The following is an 18,277-nucleotide window of genomic DNA, read 5'->3' as shown; positions in this document are numbered from 1 at the left end:
GGTAATAACCGCAATCTTCAGTTTTATTGCCGGAAGATATATATGGCGCGCCCAGCACGATTCGAACGTGCGACCCCTGCCTTCGGAGGGCAGTACTCTATCCACTGAGCTATGGGCGCCTGGGAAAAACGGTTTACTGATGTGCTGTTCCCCTGTTTTCCAAACAGGGCTGAGAAACAGCCGATAGCAGCAAGCAGACAAATGTGTGGAGTTTGAAGAGCTGCTTACCGGTTAGATTACTGCTGTAATAAAGGCGGCCATTATACTACTACCTCCACCCAACGTTTTAACGTTGCTGAAACAGAGAAAAACAGACAACCCGGAGCTATTTTTCTGTTTTCTGTTCGTTATCCGGCCAGGAAAAATACACATAGCCCTTCTGGGGTACTTTGGCCTCTTTAAAGTGCTTCAGGGCTTCACGATCCACCTCTTTATCCCACCAGATCGCGCGTGCCTCTTTTTGTTTTTCGATAAGTTCGGGCTGTTTTGCAAACAGTTCCCGCATAAACTTGGTGTGTTCCGATTCGTAGAAATAATCCATACCTGTTTATCCCTGAAATCATTAATTATATAACCCGCCCCTTTAATCGCCGAGCGGTGATGTGGTTATTCTGTTTTTACCATCAACCCGCCCGGAATATGACCGGTCATTATAAATCAGTAACAAAATCAGCAAGAAGGAAAATACCGGATCCATATATGAAAGTATTAAAACAGGAGTGGGTTTTTTGTCAGCGCAACGGAAACGATATAAGCAAACACTACTTGCGCCAGCATCCAGGCCATCACTTTTGTCCGGCGTGTCCTGCCTAACCTGAAAGCAATAACACCCAGCATGATGTAAACCAGCAGGCCGATAATTTTTGCAGCCAGCCAGGTTTCAGCAAGCGGGTTTCTGTGGGTAATGACAGCCAGCGTAACAGCACTCAGCAGCAGAATTGTATCGTTAACATGTGGAGCAACTTTTACCCAGCGCTGCTGCAGCCAGGGAGAAACATTCAGCATCCATATTCCGCGCAGCAGAAATAATGTGTAGCTGATGATGACACAGCTTACATGCACATATTTCAGTACCAGGTAGTCACTCATCATTAGAAATTAGAAAAATGACCAGCCGTGACTTCCCGCAACAGCGCCTGCAACCGTAATCAGGCTAAGGCTCAACAGTATCCAGTGCATTCGCTGCATTCTGGCCAGTGTAGCTTCAGGGTCCTGCTGCGCGCGCTCGCTGACTTTTTTATGCAGTACTCGCGGTTCCAGTACGAACAAAAACAGAGTAAAGATACTCCACACCAGCACCATGGCATGCATCCACCAGAAACGCACCTCAGTAAAACGATACCAGGCATCGAGAACATGGATCATATAAAAACCGCTCAGCCCGACCAGTAATGTGGTAAATCGTGCCTGGCGTGCAAAGCGTTTCTCGATACGCTGAAAAATAGCTGTCCGATCAAAATCCACCGGTGACATACGGGCAATTACCGGCAGCAAGGTGGTTGTCACCATCGCCACTCCGCCTATCCATAACACAACTCCCAGCACATGCAACACCCTTGCCAGTATGAAATCATCCATCTCGACCACCTTTCAGTTTTTCAACCAGAGGCAACACACCAGCCTGATCAGGCTTCAGACCAGCCAAGTGCCTCGTCATAATCAGAGAATACGATCACATCCGCTTCTGTAAACAAATTGGATACCCACGCGCTCCATGCCTGCCACTGACTATCCGTTACCACTGCCACCCGGTTGATTTTACTGCCATGCTCACGCATAAACCGGATCTCTTCCCAGGCAACATCCATCGAATAGGACACCATATCGCGCAAATCCAGCAGCAAATTGGCTTCTCCATTGAAATGAAACTGGTAGAGCACCTGGTCTTCAAACTGCCTGAAATCATCCAGAGTGAACTCTCCGATAATTGCGACAATGATAAGATTATCTGTTTTTTCAATATTGATCATGGATCATATGCTCCAAATGATGAATGTTAGTCATAGATAGCCCTCATAACATCTGATATTCCCGCCTCTGCTTTATCCAGGATCAGTCATCCAGGGTGACGATACTTGTACGCCGCGCTGGTACACCACGAAAACTCAATAACCCCCCCAGTATGATTAACCCCATACCAGCCCAGGCAGAAACCGGCAGGCGTGCGTCCCAGAAAAACAGATCCATCAGCCCTGCAAACAGCACAGAGCTGTAGGAAAGCACCCCGACCGTGATGATATTGCTCCCCCGGTGCGCCCGGGAAATGGCTAATTGCGCCAGCGTTGCGGTTATCCCTATTCCCAGTGCCAGTGTCAGGCTTTGCAAATTGACCGGACTGAAAGAAGTGAATAACAACCACAGGCCGGTAGCAACCGTGCAAACCAGCGTGAAATAAAACACGGTGATCCATTCCGACTCACCCAGCTCGCTCAACTGCCTGACATGGAGGTGAGCAACACCTGCAAACAGGCCAGAGCCGATACCAATCAGTGCCATATACCATTGTCCCTCTGCCAGAGTGGGTCTGAGCAGAAGCACGACACCCGCAAAACCCGTCACAAGCGATCCAGCCAGCAACCAGTTAAATTCTTCTTTCAGCCATATCACGGCCAGGAAAGCAAGAAACAGAGGCCAGGTGTTGTTCAATGAAATTGCCGATGCCAGCGGCAATTGCAGAATACAGTAAAAAAACAGCAACACCCCACCCAGTCCGGATAATCCGCGCCAACAATGCGTTTTCCAGTACATTGTTGCAATGGGCATACCATAGGCACGCATGACCAGGAAGGTAGTAATCACCCCCACCAGCGATCGGTAAAATACCAGCTCGGTATTGGAAAAGAACGCTGCAGCCAGTTTAACCAGCACGCCCATGCAGGCGAACATCAAGCCCGCCACCAGCATCCATAATGAGGCCATCCCGGCAGCAAAATCCCGTTTTAATACAGATGCGGCCCGATTTCCCGCCGCAGGAAACGATGAAAGTGTTCCATTCCCGCTTCCATCGGCTGCTGATATGGACCCGTTTCATTTATCCCATGTTCATACAAAGCACGTCGCCCTGCTGTAATTCGCCTGCAGATTTCATCATCTTCCCGGGCGGTTTCCTGATATGCAGCCTGCTCTCTTTCCACAAATTCACGCTCGAACAACGCAATTTCTTCCGGATAATAGAATTCAACAATATTCATACACTGTTCTATCCCGGTTGGCAGCAACGTGCTGACAACGAGCGTATCCGGATACCACTCCACCATAACATTCGGGTAATAGAGCAGCCAGATCGCACCATGACGCGGAACCTGCTGGTTATTCTGCTGCAGCACCTGTGTGTGCCACTTCTGATAAATCTCTGAACCTGCCCGGTTGAAATCAGGATTGACTCCGACAGTCTGAACGCTGAACCAGTCACCAAATTCCCATTCAAGCCGGCTGGTGTCCACAAAATGCCCCAATCCGGGATGAAAAGGATCAACGTGGTAATCTTCCAGATAGACTTCAATGAATGTTTTCCAGTTGCACTGGTAATGGTCAATCTGGACACGATCCAGTACATACCCTGAAAAATCCAGCTCGTTACGGGCCTTCATACCTGCGAGATCACGGTTAACATCACGTTTTCCGGAAAAAATCAGCCCGTTCCAGTGCTGCAAAACTGTTTTACCCAGATTCAGACAGGGATTCTTACTGAAATGCGGCGCTCCCAGTAACTTGCCATCCATTGCATAAGTCCAGCGATGAATCGGGCAGACAATATTTCTGGTGCTGCCACGCCCTTCCAGAATGGTTGCCTGACGGTGGCGACAGACATTCGACAGCAACTCAATACCGTTTTCATTGCGCACCAGAACCCTGGCATTGTTTTGAGTGGCAGGCACGTAATAATCGCCTGCTTCCGGCACCATCAGCTCATGCCCGACATAACCGGGCCCCTGGTTAAACAGCAGCTGCTTTTCCAGCTCAAGTATCTGCGGATCTAAATACCAGTCAACAGAAAGTTGCGGTTGTGCAACAACAGGATCGGAAGTTTGTACAAAGCTGGACATTATTTTCAGTGCCACCTCTCAGTCAGGGAATAAACAAAACCAACCGGGGAAAAATCAAATTTACCGCGACAGGATACCTTAGCAGTGAACATGATCTTTTTCCACAAAATCAACCGGAGCAGCAAACAGCGTCACCTGCCCGGTATGCACCACATCATTTCTGCCACACGGTTACTGTATGGTATCGCCCGCAGCACTACTGCTCAGCCACGCCAAGATTTAACCACATCACTTTAGTCATCGACTATAATCAGTCGCTTAATCGGGTTAACAATCTGCAAATACCGTTAAAGTCGCGCATTATCCTCTTCTGTTACGGGATTACAAATGTAATGTGCCGAATACAAAGCGCCTAAAGCGTTCCTAAAGTAGTGCTCAAAGCGCTGCACGCAGATTGTCATGTCGCAAACAATTCACTCGTACCAGCCCAATACAATGAAAACAGATAACAAGTTCACCACTATTCAATTACTCATTACAGGCCTGTTCGCATTAAATCTGACAGCTTGTGACAGCGAGCAGGAGGTAAAAAAAGACAGCAGCAAGCCAGTCGTACAGGCTCAGGGACCCGCTACCGGGATACTGGCCGACTCGGCAGTGGAAGGTGTGTCCTACTCCGCCTCATCCGGTGCATCAGGCGTCACAGATGCGGCCGGACTTTACAAATTCAATCATGGTGATAGCATTGATTTCCATATTGGTAAACTGAACCTTGGCAAAATCACCGGAACAGGCCTGACTACACCCATTGAACTGGCAGCAGATGACCGGAACAAACTGCTTAATCTGCTGATCCTGTTCCAGTCACTTGATGCTGACAATGATCCGGCAAACGGCATCTCCATACCGCAAGCTGCAGCAGATGCACTGGACACGGCGCTTGATCTGACAGCCGATCCTGCTTCCTTTCCCGCTTCCCCGGCACTTGCTGCTGCCAGAGAAGCGGCCGGCATACCTGGCAGCGCCAAAACGGCGGAAGAAGCCAATACCCATTTTCTGTCACAAGCCATCAACCTGCTGGGCAGTCATCTGTGGGTAAACCAGGACGATACCAGTTTGAACTTCTTTCGCTTTTCGACGGATGGCAGCGGGCAATACCTGCATGGTATTGCCACCCCGGATGATGCCTGTGATGCAAACCGTGCCTGCGGCAGCAGGCTGGTATTTACTGCGGGCGTGGAATACGGCACCGCCAAAGCAACCGAATATGACAAACGCGGCTTCAAGATCACCAGCACGACTGAGGTGGACACCGATATTCAGTCAGGGCTGTCTCATCCTCGCCCCAACTGGCGCATCTACACCAATGGAGATGAGCTGATCATTTCCGATATTGTCATTGTGCAGCGTGAAAAAGAACAGGCGAGCCTGTTTGGTGAACTGTTCCATATCACCGAACCCATTAAACTCAGCTCCGATGATGAAGTGGCAGAGACCACCATACAGGAAATCCGTTACCGGAAAATGGATAACTCCCAGGGTATTGTTGGTGCCTGGGCGGTCAACAGGGATTCAATCAAATCTCCTGTTTTTCTGTTTTTCCCGGATAACCGCTACATGCTGATTGATCCGGTCGGCAATGCTACGCAAACCTCACCGGCTGCATGTGCCAAACCCGGAGTTGAACTTGCCAGCTATACATTTGATGCAGCCAGCGACTCACTCAAACTGTCCAGCTTCACTTACAACACGGCTGGCTGTGCCGGTTTATCGAAACTGGATGGTAAACAGATCTCCTTCAAGATCGATGCAAATGCACAAAGTGCGATACTTTCCAGCGATGGATTAGCGCCCGTCACACTGCAGCGCCTGTCCAACTGACACCTCTCCAGTCAAACAGAGACTTACCGGGAGAATACGCCAGTTACGGCATTCTTCCGGCAAGCTGAATCCGGATTACTCCGGCATGGCGATTATCCGTGTTGCACTTGACGTCCCGGTTAACCGGTTATTTGACTACCTTGCTCCGGGTGCAGGTACAGATGATATAGGCCGCTGTGTACGTGTTCCTTTTGGCAACCATAATCATTCAGACAGCCGGAAAATCTCCGGAGTTATTCTTGATATCGGCGAAATATCATCCATCCCGGAAGAAAAACTGAAATACGCCGGTCAGATTGACCGCGAAACTTTGCCGCTACCCCGATCCCTGCTCCAGTTATTCGAATTTTGCAGCCGTTATTACCATTACCCGATCGGTCAGGCCGTGATGAACGGCCTGCCGGCATCACTGCGGCAATCTAACCATATCGCTCGCCGAAAACCGGCCGTATCTCCGGACTGGAAACTGACTGAAGCCGGGAAGGCCATTCCCCTCTCAGCCATCCCTTCCCGGGCGAAAGCAAAGCATCAGCTGTTTTCCCTGTTGCATGAACATGGAATCATGACAGCTGAAGCCTGCAAAACCCTGCCACCCCATTCCCGCAAGCTGTTACAGGAATTCAGGGATAGGGGCTGGGTAGAACAATATCTGGCCCAGCCTGACAAACCAGTATTCAGTACAGCCCCCGCACCTGTTCCGACAGAAGAACAGGCACACGCCATCTCAGCAATTCTCGGCAGTACGGGTACATTTTCTCCTTGGCTGCTCAACGGTGTCACCGGAAGCGGTAAAACAGAAATCTACCTGCAGGCAGCCACCTCATTACTCGCACAGCAAAAGCAGGTTTTGATCCTGGTACCGGAAATCAACCTCACCCCACAATTGGAAGCGGTTTTCAGGAAACGCTTCCCGGGAACAACACTGGTCAGTCTGCACAGCGGGCTGAACGACAGCGAACGCTGGCATGGCTGGCAACAGGCACAACAGGGAAAAGCAGGCATTATTCTGGGCACGCGCCTTGCCATTTTTACCCCGATACCGGAACTGGGCCTGATTATTGTCGATGAAGAACACGATTACTCTTTCAAGCAGCAGGATGGGTTGCGTTACTCCGCACGTGATCTGGCCATTTATCGTGCCAGACAGGCCGGTATTCCCATCATCCTGGGTTCTGCCACGCCTTCCCTGGAAAGTTATCACCAGGCGCTCACCGGCCGTTACCGATTACTGCGGCTCCATTCACGTGCGATCAGCCGGGCGACGCTACCAGCTATCCGCTGCATCGATTTACGCATCACCTCTACTCAGGAAGGATTGTCAGAACCGGTACTCGAAGCACTGCGCCGCAATCTGTCCAAAAAACAGCAAAGCCTGGTATTCATCAACCGGCGTGGCTATGCTCCAGTGTTGCTCTGTAAATCCTGTCGCTGGATTGCAACCTGCAAACGCTGTTCCAGCCGTCTGGTTGTTCATTTGCGAGAACGACAGCTACGCTGTCACTATTGTGGTGACCAGCAGCCTGTCTCACCGGCATGCCCGCAATGTGGAGACCCTGATATCCTGCCGTTTGGCCATGGAACACAGCGAGTCGAGGCGGCACTGGTCAGTCATTTTCCGGAAGCACACATTTTGCGGGTTGATCGTGACAGCATTCGTCATAAAGATGCCTGGCAGAAGGTACTGGAACGCATTCATCGCGGAGAGGCGGATATACTGGTTGGCACCCAGCTACTGGCAAAAGGCCATGATTTTCCGAACCTTACACTGGTATGCGTGCTAAATGCCGACGCCTCACTTTACAGTACCGATTTTCGTGCTGAGGAACATCTGTTTGCCCAACTGATGCAAGTGGCCGGGCGTGCCGGCCGGGCAAATATTCCCGGTACGGTTCTGATTCAGACTGAGTTCCCGCAACACGCGCTTTATCAGGCATTACAGCGTCAGGATTACACAATGTATGCGCAAGCACAGCTGAAAGAACGTAAATCAGCCGGATTTCCTCCTTTTGTTTACCTGGCGGTATTGCGTGCAGAGGCCCCCGTGCTGACGGATGCGCTGGAATTTCTGCAGCAGCTGGCAGCAGTAGCGGCCCTTTCGGAGGATTACGCTCACATCCGGCTTTATGATCCTGTCCCCGCCCCGATGCAGCGCCTAAAAGGACTGGAACGTGCCCAGCTGCTGATTCAGGCACGCTCCCGCAGACATTTACAGCTATTTCTCAGTGACTGGCATCAGCGCATTGCCGCATTACCCGTTCGCAGAAAAATACGCTGGCATCTGGATGTTGATCCGCTGACGGTTTAAGTCCCCCCTCCTCAATCCTGAGTGCCGCGAATCAGCAACACGGGAACAGATGCTGATCGCGCCACACCCTCAGCAACACTGCCAAGCAATAACCGGCTAAAACCCGAGTGGCCGTGTGTGCCGATTACGATCAGTTCCGCCTGCCAGCGTTTTGCTTCTTCCACCAGAACACTGGCGATCCGTTCATTATTCGACTGAATCAGCCTGGTTTCGATCGGAATATTGGCAGCCCCCACTATTTCAGCAGCACTGGCCAGTATTTTCTCACCACAATCATGAATCGTTTTTTGCAATTCCTCGTAATTGAAATAATTTTCATCCACCAGATAAATCGCATCCTCATAAACATGTACGAGCTCAAGGCGGGCCCCCATCTGCTTTGCCAGTTTGATCGCTTCCTGCAAAGCATGGCTGGAAGTAAAACTGCCGTCCACCGGAACCAGAATTTTTTGATACATATCCCCTCCTGCAAAAATTGACCGGACTTTAAGAGCCCTCTGAAACATATTGGTGAGGCGCTTGTCCCGAGTAAAAAACGCAGTTTACAGAGAGTAAATGATGAGCCGCATTTTCAGACTGTTTTTAACGTGGTGACCAACGCAGGCCGTTTTTCAGAGGATCCTCAGGCGCTGCGTAAATGAGTATATCTGACCAGTAATACTGCCAGCAGGGGCAGCACAAAACCCAGAATCGTTACGGTAATCAGTAATGCGCCCAATTCACTGTAATCGGCGGCCAGCAATATCCTGCCGGTCTCCGTATCTTTGACCTCCCGGGTTACCGTAAATATCTGATTGATATATTTGGTTGCCAGCTGTGAGGCAGACAGTGCCAAATTAGTAAATGAGGCCATGACTGCAAAGAAAGTTGCCTTAAGTTTTTCAGGTGCGGAATTGGCAATCCAGGCCAGCATCGGGATCATGGATATTTGCCCCAGTGGTGACTCCAGTGCAGTATCAATCACAGCAATGAAACGTGCATCGACAACACCGCCGGTGTGTGCTGCAGTCCACTCATGCAAACCGAAATACATTGAGATCACCGGCAATGACAAAATTGTGCCGGCCACGGTCAGTGCACCGATGACGTAAGCCATCGAACGTTCGGCCATGAAACGGCGAAAAATGAACATGCCGGCAAGCGTCAATACAGAACCGATTAATGAAAGTGTCGCCATAAACTGCTGATCAAAACCCAGTTCATCAATCATCCACCAGGTTGAACCTGCACCCGGTGAGGGAACCGCGCGAAACACAAACACCAGCACCGCCGTTCCCACCAGTACATTGCGTGCATCGCTATCCAGCTCGGCTGTCAGCTGCCTGATCAAAAACAGTACGATTGCCATCGACAGGCAGAATATACTTTCTTCAGCATAGGGAATCTGCACCAGGCCAACTCCCAGTGAGACAACGGTAAACACCAGCCCGCCCCCGAGTATCCACCAGTTAACAGGCGGTGCATCAACATGCACTCCCAGCAGGGTGTTGATTTCACTCTGACTCAACCCCTGCCCGGTAAACCGTCTGATCTCACGCCACCTCAGCCAGCTCGCCAGCCAGATCCCGCACACGGATACAAACGGTATTACCAGCGCAAGCTGGTACACAAACAGATAGGCTGCCGCCTTACCCGTTTCCGAAAGCGCAGCGACATCTTTCATCAGTACAACATTCGCCAGCGCAACCAGAATACCGCCACCAATAATGGCAACACGCCCCAGCGTCTGCATCGTAATATGCATCTGCTTGCGTGTTTCAGGATCAATCAGCCGCCCATCCGCTTCAGCACGAGGCACAGCTTCCACCGTCATGGCATCAGCCACCACATCCTGCAGCACATAACCAACGGGTGACAGCAGAGATGCCAGTACATACCACTGTGATAATGGCGCAATCTCACGCATGACTTCATCATGCCCGAGCAGCCCGATCATGATGAACAGGCTGGTTGCAATCAACCCTGCTCCCAGATAGACCAGCACACTTTTCCAGCGCCACATTAAATCCACCAGGTGGCCCAGCGGCATTTTCAACGCCCACGGCAGCGCCATCCAGAAACCAAGGGCGGCCAGAAATTCTGCCGACAGCCCCAGTCTCTCCTTGACATAAAAAGTGCCAACGATTCCGGTCAGACTGGAAATACCAGCTGCCAGATAAACCATCAATGGCGGCAGGTAGGAAAGTCGCATCTCCCTGCCCAGAGACAGCAGGTTAACATCCACCCACCGCACCAGCACGGTGGGCAGCCGTGTTACGGCAAGCCAGATATCCACTTGATTATGCGCAACTCAGGCAGGACGTTTGCCAATGCGCACCAGAACATCCTGCTGCCCCCCATTACGCAGAATGGTGAGGGTTGCCGGTTTACCTGGTGCAAGGGATGCGACCAGATTCAGCATTTCAGAAGAATCAGCAATGTGTTTGCCATTTACTGCCAGCAAAACATCTCCAGGTTTGATTCCGGCATCATCAGCCGGCCCGTTCTTAAGTACGCCGGCAATCAGTGCCCCTCCCGCTTCCTTGAGGCCAAATGACTCTGCCAGTTCCGGAGTGATGTTCTGCATACTCACCCCCAGCCAGCCGCGTACGACGTTACCTGTTTCAATGATCTGCTGCATGATCTGTTTGGCTGCATCCACCGGTATCGCAAACCCGATTCCAAGCGAACCGCCGGTACGTGAATAAATTGCGGTATTGATTCCGATCAGATTGCCGGAAGTATCCGTTAGTGCCCCACCCGAATTACCGGGGTTGATTGCGGCATCGGTCTGGATAAAGTTCTCAAATGTGTTGATCCCCACCTGGGAACGCCCCAGTGCACCAATAATCCCCATGGTCATCGTCTGCCCTACGCCAAACGGGTTTCCGATCGCCAGTACAATATCCCCTACTCTGGCTTTGTCCGATTCGCCGAAAGTAATACTGTGCAGGTTATCCAGGTCAATTTTCAGCACAGCCAGATCACTTTCAGGATCTGAACCGATCACCCGTGCTTCCGCATTTCTTCCATCCATCAGTGCCACCTGGATTTCGTTGGCAGCTTCTACCACATGGTGGTTCGTGAGAATATAGCCTTCCGGGCTGACAATCACCCCCGATCCCAGGCTGCGCTCAGTTCTCGGACCGAAACGGTCACCAAAAAACCGTTGAAAGGAAGGATCATCCATGAACGGATGAGAAGGTACTCGTACCTCTTTACTGGTAAAAATGTTCACCACCGAAGGCATGGCCACTTCTGCCGCCGTATGAAATCCACCCGTATTCAGCGCCTGATCCATATTTCCCTTAACCGCTTCACGAATAGTTGCAAGCTTCCCGCGCGGCGTCCACGGAAGTAATTCCGGACGCAAGGTCGAAACCACGAAAAAAATGGCAAGAATAACGGTGACCGTTTGTGTGAAAATCAGCCAGAGTCTTTGCATAGAAAGTCCCTTATTCGAATAAACAGAAAAACTATTATGCATCAAAATATGCTGGAAAATTACCTGAATAGTCTGCTTGCCATTCAGCAGTTCCGTGATTACTGTCCCAATGGTTTACAGGTGGAAGGCCGTGCCTCAATACAAATACTGATCAGTGGTGTAACCGCTTCTCAGGCTCTGATAGAAGCCGCACTGGATTTGCATGCAGATGCCATTATCGTGCACCATGGCTATTTCTGGCGCGGGGAAGATCCCTGTCTGCGAGGCATCAGGCGCCACCGTATTGCCACGTTAATCAAACATAACATCAATCTTTACGCCTATCACCTGCCGCTGGATGCACATGTTGAACTGGGCAACAATACCCTGCTTGGAAAGAAACTGGGAATAATCGAGGAAGGCCGTTTTGGTGAGCAGAATATTGCTGCTTACGGCCATTTTCCGGAATCAGTCAGTCTCGACAGGCTGGATGCGTTACTCAGCTCAGGCCTTGGCCGCAAACCACTGATTATAGGCGACCCGCACAAACCGGTCCGGCGAATTGCCTGGTGTACCGGGGCAGCCCAGGGTTACTTCGAGGAAGCGATCCGACTGGGTACGGATGCGTTTATTACCGGTGAAATCTCTGAGCAAAACGTGCACATTGCCAGAGAATCCGGTGTTATGTTCATTTCAGCAGGACACCATGCCACCGAGCGCTACGGTATCCAGGCACTCGGTGAGCATATCTCGCGAAAATTTGGTATTGCACACCACTTCATTGATGTGGAAAATCCGGTATGAATGATACCGGAAGGACAGAGTGAACAAAGTTATGCTACGGCCATCGAATAACGAAAAAAGACTGCTTACCGGTTTTCGTCGTTATCATCCTGATGCTTGTTTTTTTTACGGGGAAGCGTCCACCAGATGAGGAAAATAAATAATCCCAGCGCCAATGCTGCTTCAAGTGCCAAAACCCACATATTCTCTCCACACAAAATGTTTTTACCAGACAGTTACTTTAACCGATATCGGCTGAAAACCCAATTTGCCGCCCTGTTGATCTCCGTTCCATTCATTTTGACAGGATGCAAAACTGAAACGATTGCAACCCGATCTCCTGCACATCCGATCCCGGCAAAAACAGCTGCCATCTCTCCAGACTTAGGCACGGCAAAGCCCGTTCAAGGCACAGGGGTTAAACCGGATAAAAGGTTACTCAAGGCAGCCAGCTGGTCAAAGCTGCCGGGCTGGCAGCACGAAAGCCTGATTCCGGCATGGAATACCTTCATGCAAAGCTGTAAATCACTTGAAAAACATCCACCATGGCAGGAAGTGTGTTCGCAGGCTGCATCCATTCGGCAAACCAGCGAACAGACCGTCCGGAAATTTCTTGAAAATCACTTTGAGCCTTATCAGGTGACTAACCCGGATGGCAGCACCACCGGACTGGCAACAGGCTATTACGAACCATTACTCAAAGGCAGTCGCAAATACTCCAGCCGGTTTCGCTACCCAATCTACGCCGCCCCAGACAATCTGCTGGCGATTGAGCTGAAAGACACACAACCGGGGGCAGGTCAGACATCGTTACGCGGCCGCCTGCAGGGACGCAAGATTGTGTCTTACTACACTCGTGCCGAAATTGAAAATAACCGCAACCTGCTGAAAGGGAAAGAATTGCTGTGGGTGGAAGACGAAGTAGAACTGTTTTTCCTTCAGATACAGGGATCCGGCCGCATCGTGCTGGAAGATGGAGAAACCGTAAAAGTTGGCTTTGCCGATCATAACGGACACCCGTACCGCTCTATCGGAAAAGTATTGATTGATCGCGGCGATCTGCCTGCCTGGCAGGCATCCATGCAAGGCATCAAGCAGTGGGGCCGGCAAAATCCCACCAAATTAAAATCCCTGCTGCAACAGAATGCCCGCTATATTTTCTTCCGTGAATTGCCGCCCGAGCTGACCGGGCCAATTGGTGCGCTGGGCGTTCCCTTAACTGCCGGCAGAAGTCTGGCCATCGACCCGAGCAGCATCCCGCTGGGTGCACCGGTTTACCTGGCCACTACCTGGCCCAATACAGCCCGGCCGCTTAACCGGCTGATGATTGCGCAGGATACCGGTAGCGCCATCAAGGGTGGCGTACGTGCTGATTTCTTCTGGGGATACAGCCCGGATGCCCAGGTCCAGGCGGGGAAGATGAAACAGCAGGCCCAGATGTGGGTTTTACTTCCCAAACAGTACAGGGAATAGGCACGTCAGCCAGTCAATCAGACGGACAATGCTGAATCACTGATGCTGATTACTTGCTTCCCACCTGATCCAGCCGTTTTTCGATTTCGGCCTGGGGAATGAATCCCGGCACCACTGAGCCATCTGCAAAAATCAGAGTGGGCGTACCGGTTACCTGGTTCTGACGACCTGATTCCAGCAATATCTGTAACGGTGCATCACAACTCTTGCTGGCAGGGGCAACCGATCTCAGCATAAAATCATCCCATGCCTTAACCCGATCTTCAGAACACCAGATAGCTTCAGCTGTTTTCATGGAGCCATTGAGAATGGGGTACAGCAGGGTCTGGATAGTGACATCCGTCACACCGGCCAGTTCTTTTTCCAGTTTTTTACAGTAAGGGCAATTGGGATCAGAGTACACAATCAGTGTACGCTTTCCGTTTCCTTTGACTGTTTTAATTGCGCGATCCAGTGGCAGCGTATCAAGTGCGATCCGCCGTGAATCGCGAATCTGCTGCATACGCTCACTGGTCAGGCTGACTCGCTTCCTGGCATCCACGATATGCCCCATGAAGAAATATTCAGCCTTCTCATCCGTATAAAAAATTTCTCCATCGATCACGGCTTCATATAACCCCAAGTAAGGCGTTTGTGTCAGACTTTCTATTTTGCTTCCCGGGAAAAGCGCCTGAATTGCTTCTTTCAGATCCGCTTCATTCGCCTGAACAATTCCGGCAAACAATGAACCCAGCAGGCTGAATAAACATAAAAACAAACGCATACCCTTTCTCCCATGTAAAAATCCAGTAACCATCAAAAATGAATTCAGCCCAATTTCAGCTCAGCGCATGACGCATCAGCCGGTTTTTCAGAAGTGGCAGCCGGTTGGTAATACCCAACCCCAGATTCCTGATGCGCATAATGGCTGCATCCTCGCTGCCAAACAGTTTCTGCAGCCCGTCCGTCACCCAACCCATGGCGAGAATATCCTCCCTGCGATTACGTTCGTAACAGCGCAGCAAAGAAAATTCACCACAATCTCCCAGCCCGTCAAACTGCATAAGAACATGAGCCAGCTCACGGGCATCGCGCAATCCCAGATTAACACCCTGGCCTGCCAGCGGATGAATCCCGTGTGCCGCATCACCAATCAAAGCCAGCCTGGGTTTGACAAGTGATTTGGCCTGTACAAAGTTCAGCGGGAAACCGCGTTGCGGCGTAATCAGCTGCATTGCTCCCGGCGCATGTTCCGCTGCCCGGCCAACCTGTTCACACAGCGCCCCGGGGGAGAGTGTGAGCAACTCATCAGCCAGCACGGTATTCGCTGACCAGACCATCGAAACCCGCTTTCCCGGCAGCGGCAGCAGAGCAAGAATGCCGTCACGGCGAAACCACTGGCGGGCAATGTGATGATGAGGCTGTTCCACCTCAAAATTGGCGACTACTCCGGTCTGATGATAGCTATGGCGATCCACCTGAATCCCCGCCTGTTCGCGCACACGGGAACTGACACCATCTGCCCCGACCAGCAACGCCGTCTGCAGAACCGTACCATCGGACAAGGTCAGCTCAACGTGGGATTCATGCCAGGCCAGTGAATCACACTGTGCCGGACAAAACAGCTGCACATTGTCCGCTTCCGTCAGCGCCTCCCAGACGGCATGCTGCAACTGGCGATTCTCGATGATACAGGCAAGCTCCGGCACACCGCTTTCATATGCGCTGAAATCAATCCGGGCTGCGCTATCGTCACCCTGCACCCGCATTTCATGGACCGGTGAAATCCGGTCCGGATCCATACGCTGCCAGACACCACAGGATTGCAGGAATTCCACACTGCCGGGGCTGATCGCATACACTCGCGCATCCCAGCTGTCATCAACCGGCAAAGGGGCTGGTTGCCGTGTTTCAATCAGCGCCAGCTTCAGCCCGCTACCCTTTAACGCAGCCAGCAGACTCGCGCCCACCAGCCCGCCCCCAATCACTACAATATCGAATTTCATCGCCGGATTATACTAAGGAACCCTCGCCTGGATCACTGTTTTCGACCACCCGGCGGAAAACAAACCCGTACACCGCACCCGTCACCACAAAGAAGCCACGAGCTGACGCGGCAGCCCGGTACGCTGTCACCATCATTACCGGATTGCTTTTGTCTGCCGCGCTACACTCGCGGCTCAAGACCTGATGGTGTTCACAATGAAGCTTCATCCCGCCATTTCCATTTCAGCCAGATGCGCAGCTGCCTGAAGCTGTCCGGTTCAATATTGTCCGGCAGGATGACCACGGTACGATAACGGTATGTCTGCCCCGCTTTCAGGCAGAGCACGGTCATATAAGATGCGACAAAAGTACTGGCATCGATGGTGGTATGAATGGATTCACCTGCATAAGTCTCAATTCTGCAGCGGTTTCTTCCGGTCAGATGCAGCATCATGACTGATCGCGGAGAAACAAGCCAGGCATAGCGCCGCAGGTAATAATAAAGGCTGCCTGCCAGCAGCAGGGTAATTATGATCTTCACCACCACAGGCAGCGCCAATGGCCAGAACACCCCGGCTGCCGTACAATGCGCAAGACTCAGCAGTGCCGCCAGTCGCCTGGAGGGCCGCAGCTGAATTGAGAGTTCATTCATTGATTGATATTGATTTAACCCAACACAGCATTTTTTCTCATGCACCCCGACTGGCTCACATTTCTGACAGCGCAAGGCGCTCTTATCGAACAAAACCGGGTATTGCATTTCGGACAGCCTGCTGCCGAACTGGCACAAGCCGAATCAGGCACAATCCTGGTCGACCTCTCCCACCTTGGCCTGATCCATTTTTCCGGCGAGGATACTCAACATTTTCTGCAAAGCCAGTTAAGTTGTGACATCCATTCGGTCAGTTCAGAGAAAGCGGGCTATGGCGGCTATTGCACACCCAAAGGCCGTCTGCTGAGCAGCTTTCTGGTATGGCAGGCCGTTTCCGATAACAGCTGCCTGATGCAGCTCCCGGCAGAGCAGGTGGAAGCCATTGCCAAACGGCTGAAAATGTTTGTACTGCGGGCCAGGGTGATTATTCAGGATCATACCGGCAATTGCATCCGCATCGGTATCGCCGGCAAGAACACTCACACGCTGCTGCAGAACGTGTTACCAGATACGATTCTTTCCACTGAACCACTGACTGTAACGGCCATCCCTGATGGACAGATCATTTGCCACAGTGAAAACCGGTTTGAAATTCTGGTGAATCCTGCTCGTGCACCTTCATTATGGAAGCAACTGAGCGATCAGGCACGGTGCGCGGGGGCTGCTGTCTGGGACTGGCTGGAAATCCGGGAAGGTATCCCGGCGATTTTCAAAGTGACCCGGGAGGAATTTGTTCCGCAGATGATCAATCTGGATGCCATAGGCGGAGTCAGTTTCAGGAAAGGATGTTATCCCGGGCAGGAAATTGTTGCCCGCACACAGTATCTCGGCAAAATAAAACGCCGCCTGTACTGCGCTCATCTGGACGTGGATTCAGGTATAAATGCTGCTGCAGGTGACGGTCTGTTCAGCACGGAGACCGGCGATCAGTCATGCGGGATGATTGTAAACGCTGCACCTTCACCCGCAGGGGGAATTGATGTCCTAGCCGTAATTCAGTCCGGCAGTACGGAGACCGGTTCAATTCACTGGAAAACACCGGACGGCCCGCAATTGATCATACTGCCCTTACCTTACGCAATTACCTGATTTCTTCAACTGACAGCGCTGCTCTAAAAACCTTTTGGGACATGTCAAAGTGACAACGCAGGCAGTTTTTCAGAGGATTTTTAATTTGTTATACCATTGTGTGACAGCAACTGCACAATATCGGTATGACCCTGTTTTTTAGCCCACTCCAGCGCTGTCCCGTCTGCTTCATTCCGAATCCGGGCATCTGCCCCGTGTTTTAACAGCAGATCAACTGTTTCGTAATGATTGCCTCGTGCCGCCATCATCAGGGCGGTTGTGCCGTTATCCGTTGTAGCGTTAATCCTCGCTCCGTAACTCAGCAGAAACTCAACTATTTCCCTGTACCCCCTGCTGGCAGCATAAATCAGCGGATTCCACCCGTCATGATCAATTTTTGCACCTTTCGCATACAGCTGTTTGACCAGATCCAGCTGCCCGTAATAACTTGCCAGCATAACAGCTGTTTCACCATATCTGTTTTGCAGGTCGGGATGGGCACCTGCCTCCAGCAGCAGCCTTCCCATTTCCGGATTTTTATTGCGAGCGGCCAGCATCAGCGCTGTTTCATCGTGCAGGTCCCGCATATCCGGGTTCGCACCTTCCTCCAGCAGGCTCTTGATACGATGGGTCTTATTGTTCTCTACCGCTGAGATTAAATCCTCATCTGCACCGGCATAAACGGGCAAACACAGGAAAACAGTACAAAACAGGGTAATAACTGACGCAATGCGCCATTGATTCCATGGAGATCTGTTCAT

General features: G+C 51.3%; 18 protein-coding genes and 1 tRNA gene. 5 read left to right on the top strand and 14 right to left on the bottom strand.

What is annotated here, in order from left to right:
- Positions 1–43: 43 nt before the first annotated feature.
- The 7 genes from IT527_RS05200 to IT527_RS05170 form a co-directional block, all read right to left on the bottom strand.
- A tRNA-Arg gene (locus tag IT527_RS05200) sits at positions 44–119 on the bottom strand.
- Positions 120–325: 206 nt separating this feature from the next.
- A complete protein-coding gene (locus tag IT527_RS05195; protein WP_292967366.1) occupies positions 326–541 on the bottom strand; it encodes a DUF3460 family protein in 216 nt (71 codons plus the stop codon).
- 167 nt (positions 542–708) lie between these two features.
- Positions 709–1,092, bottom strand: coding sequence for a SirB2 family protein (locus tag IT527_RS05190; protein ID WP_292967364.1), 384 nt, complete (start codon positions 1,090–1,092; stop codon positions 709–711).
- A gap of 6 nt (positions 1,093–1,098) precedes the next feature.
- Positions 1,099–1,578, bottom strand: a complete 480-nt coding sequence (locus IT527_RS05185; RefSeq protein WP_292967362.1) for a hypothetical protein — start codon at positions 1,576–1,578, stop codon at positions 1,099–1,101.
- Between the two features lie 47 nt (positions 1,579–1,625).
- Entirely contained in the window at positions 1,626–1,970 is a 345-nt protein-coding gene (locus tag IT527_RS05180) for an STAS/SEC14 domain-containing protein (protein ID WP_292967360.1), read from the bottom strand.
- 82 nt (positions 1,971–2,052) lie between these two features.
- Positions 2,053–2,919: a DMT family transporter gene (locus tag IT527_RS05175; RefSeq protein ID WP_292967358.1), complete on the bottom strand. Its 867-nt coding sequence runs from the start codon at positions 2,917–2,919 to the stop codon at positions 2,053–2,055.
- Positions 2,920–2,939: 20 nt separating this feature from the next.
- Positions 2,940–4,046 carry an aromatic ring-hydroxylating dioxygenase subunit alpha gene (locus tag IT527_RS05170; RefSeq protein WP_292967356.1) on the bottom strand — a complete coding sequence of 369 codons (1,107 nt, stop codon included), beginning with the start codon at positions 4,044–4,046 and terminating at the stop codon, positions 2,940–2,942.
- Between the two features lie 399 nt (positions 4,047–4,445).
- On the opposite strand from IT527_RS05170, the gene IT527_RS05165 reads away from it, so the two are divergent.
- Positions 4,446–5,867, top strand: a complete 1,422-nt coding sequence (locus IT527_RS05165) for an adhesin (RefSeq protein ID WP_292967354.1) — start codon at positions 4,446–4,448, stop codon at positions 5,865–5,867.
- Between the two features lie 85 nt (positions 5,868–5,952).
- Complete coding sequence (locus IT527_RS05160; RefSeq protein ID WP_292967352.1) at positions 5,953–8,172, top strand: primosomal protein N'; 2,220 nt, start codon at positions 5,953–5,955, stop codon at positions 8,170–8,172.
- Between the two features lie 11 nt (positions 8,173–8,183).
- On the opposite strand, the gene IT527_RS05155 is transcribed toward IT527_RS05160, so the two are convergent.
- The 3 genes from IT527_RS05155 to IT527_RS05145 form a co-directional block, all read right to left on the bottom strand.
- Positions 8,184–8,630, bottom strand: coding sequence for a universal stress protein (locus IT527_RS05155; protein ID WP_292967350.1), 447 nt, complete (start codon positions 8,628–8,630; stop codon positions 8,184–8,186).
- 164 nt (positions 8,631–8,794) lie between these two features.
- Positions 8,795–10,363 carry a hypothetical protein gene (locus IT527_RS05150; RefSeq protein WP_292967565.1) on the bottom strand — a complete coding sequence of 523 codons (1,569 nt, stop codon included), beginning with the start codon at positions 10,361–10,363 and terminating at the stop codon, positions 8,795–8,797.
- A 99-nt stretch (positions 10,364–10,462) separates the two neighbouring features.
- Entirely contained in the window at positions 10,463–11,596 is a 1,134-nt protein-coding gene (locus IT527_RS05145; RefSeq protein WP_292967348.1) for a Do family serine endopeptidase, read from the bottom strand.
- A gap of 36 nt (positions 11,597–11,632) precedes the next feature.
- Here IT527_RS05145 and IT527_RS05140 point away from each other — a divergent pair, with 36 nt between their 5' ends.
- Both IT527_RS05140 and IT527_RS05135 read left to right on the top strand, forming a co-directional pair.
- A complete protein-coding gene (locus IT527_RS05140; protein ID WP_292967346.1) occupies positions 11,633–12,379 on the top strand; it encodes a Nif3-like dinuclear metal center hexameric protein in 747 nt (248 codons plus the stop codon).
- Between the two features lie 489 nt (positions 12,380–12,868).
- Positions 12,869–13,831 carry an MltA domain-containing protein gene (locus IT527_RS05135; RefSeq protein ID WP_363278052.1) on the top strand — a complete coding sequence of 321 codons (963 nt, stop codon included), beginning with the start codon at positions 12,869–12,871 and terminating at the stop codon, positions 13,829–13,831.
- Between the two features lie 49 nt (positions 13,832–13,880).
- Here IT527_RS05135 and IT527_RS05130 read toward each other — a convergent pair whose 3' ends face one another.
- The 3 genes from IT527_RS05130 to IT527_RS05120 form a co-directional block, all read right to left on the bottom strand.
- The gene (locus IT527_RS05130; RefSeq protein WP_292967342.1) at positions 13,881–14,594 is read right to left on the bottom strand and encodes a DsbC family protein; all 714 of its coding nucleotides are present in this window, start codon (positions 14,592–14,594) and stop codon (positions 13,881–13,883) included.
- Positions 14,595–14,649: 55 nt separating this feature from the next.
- Entirely contained in the window at positions 14,650–15,816 is a 1,167-nt protein-coding gene (locus IT527_RS05125) for a UbiH/UbiF family hydroxylase (RefSeq protein WP_292967340.1), read from the bottom strand.
- Positions 15,817–16,007: 191 nt separating this feature from the next.
- Positions 16,008–16,448 (bottom strand): protein YgfX, encoded by a 441-nt coding sequence (locus tag IT527_RS05120; protein WP_292967338.1) that lies wholly within the window; start codon positions 16,446–16,448, stop codon positions 16,008–16,010.
- 39 nt (positions 16,449–16,487) lie between these two features.
- Here IT527_RS05120 and IT527_RS05115 point away from each other — a divergent pair, with 39 nt between their 5' ends.
- Complete coding sequence (locus IT527_RS05115) at positions 16,488–17,537, top strand: folate-binding protein (protein ID WP_292967336.1); 1,050 nt, start codon at positions 16,488–16,490, stop codon at positions 17,535–17,537.
- 80 nt (positions 17,538–17,617) lie between these two features.
- On the opposite strand, the gene IT527_RS05110 is transcribed toward IT527_RS05115, so the two are convergent.
- Positions 17,618–18,277 (bottom strand): ankyrin repeat domain-containing protein, encoded by a 660-nt coding sequence (locus tag IT527_RS05110; RefSeq protein WP_292967334.1) that lies wholly within the window; start codon positions 18,275–18,277, stop codon positions 17,618–17,620.

Source organism: Nitrosomonas sp. (assembly GCF_020852615.1).
GTDB lineage: Bacteria > Pseudomonadota > Gammaproteobacteria > Burkholderiales > Nitrosomonadaceae > Nitrosomonas.
Note: the sequence above shows the minus strand (reverse complement) of the source record. Positions and strands in the feature narration are given on the sequence as shown.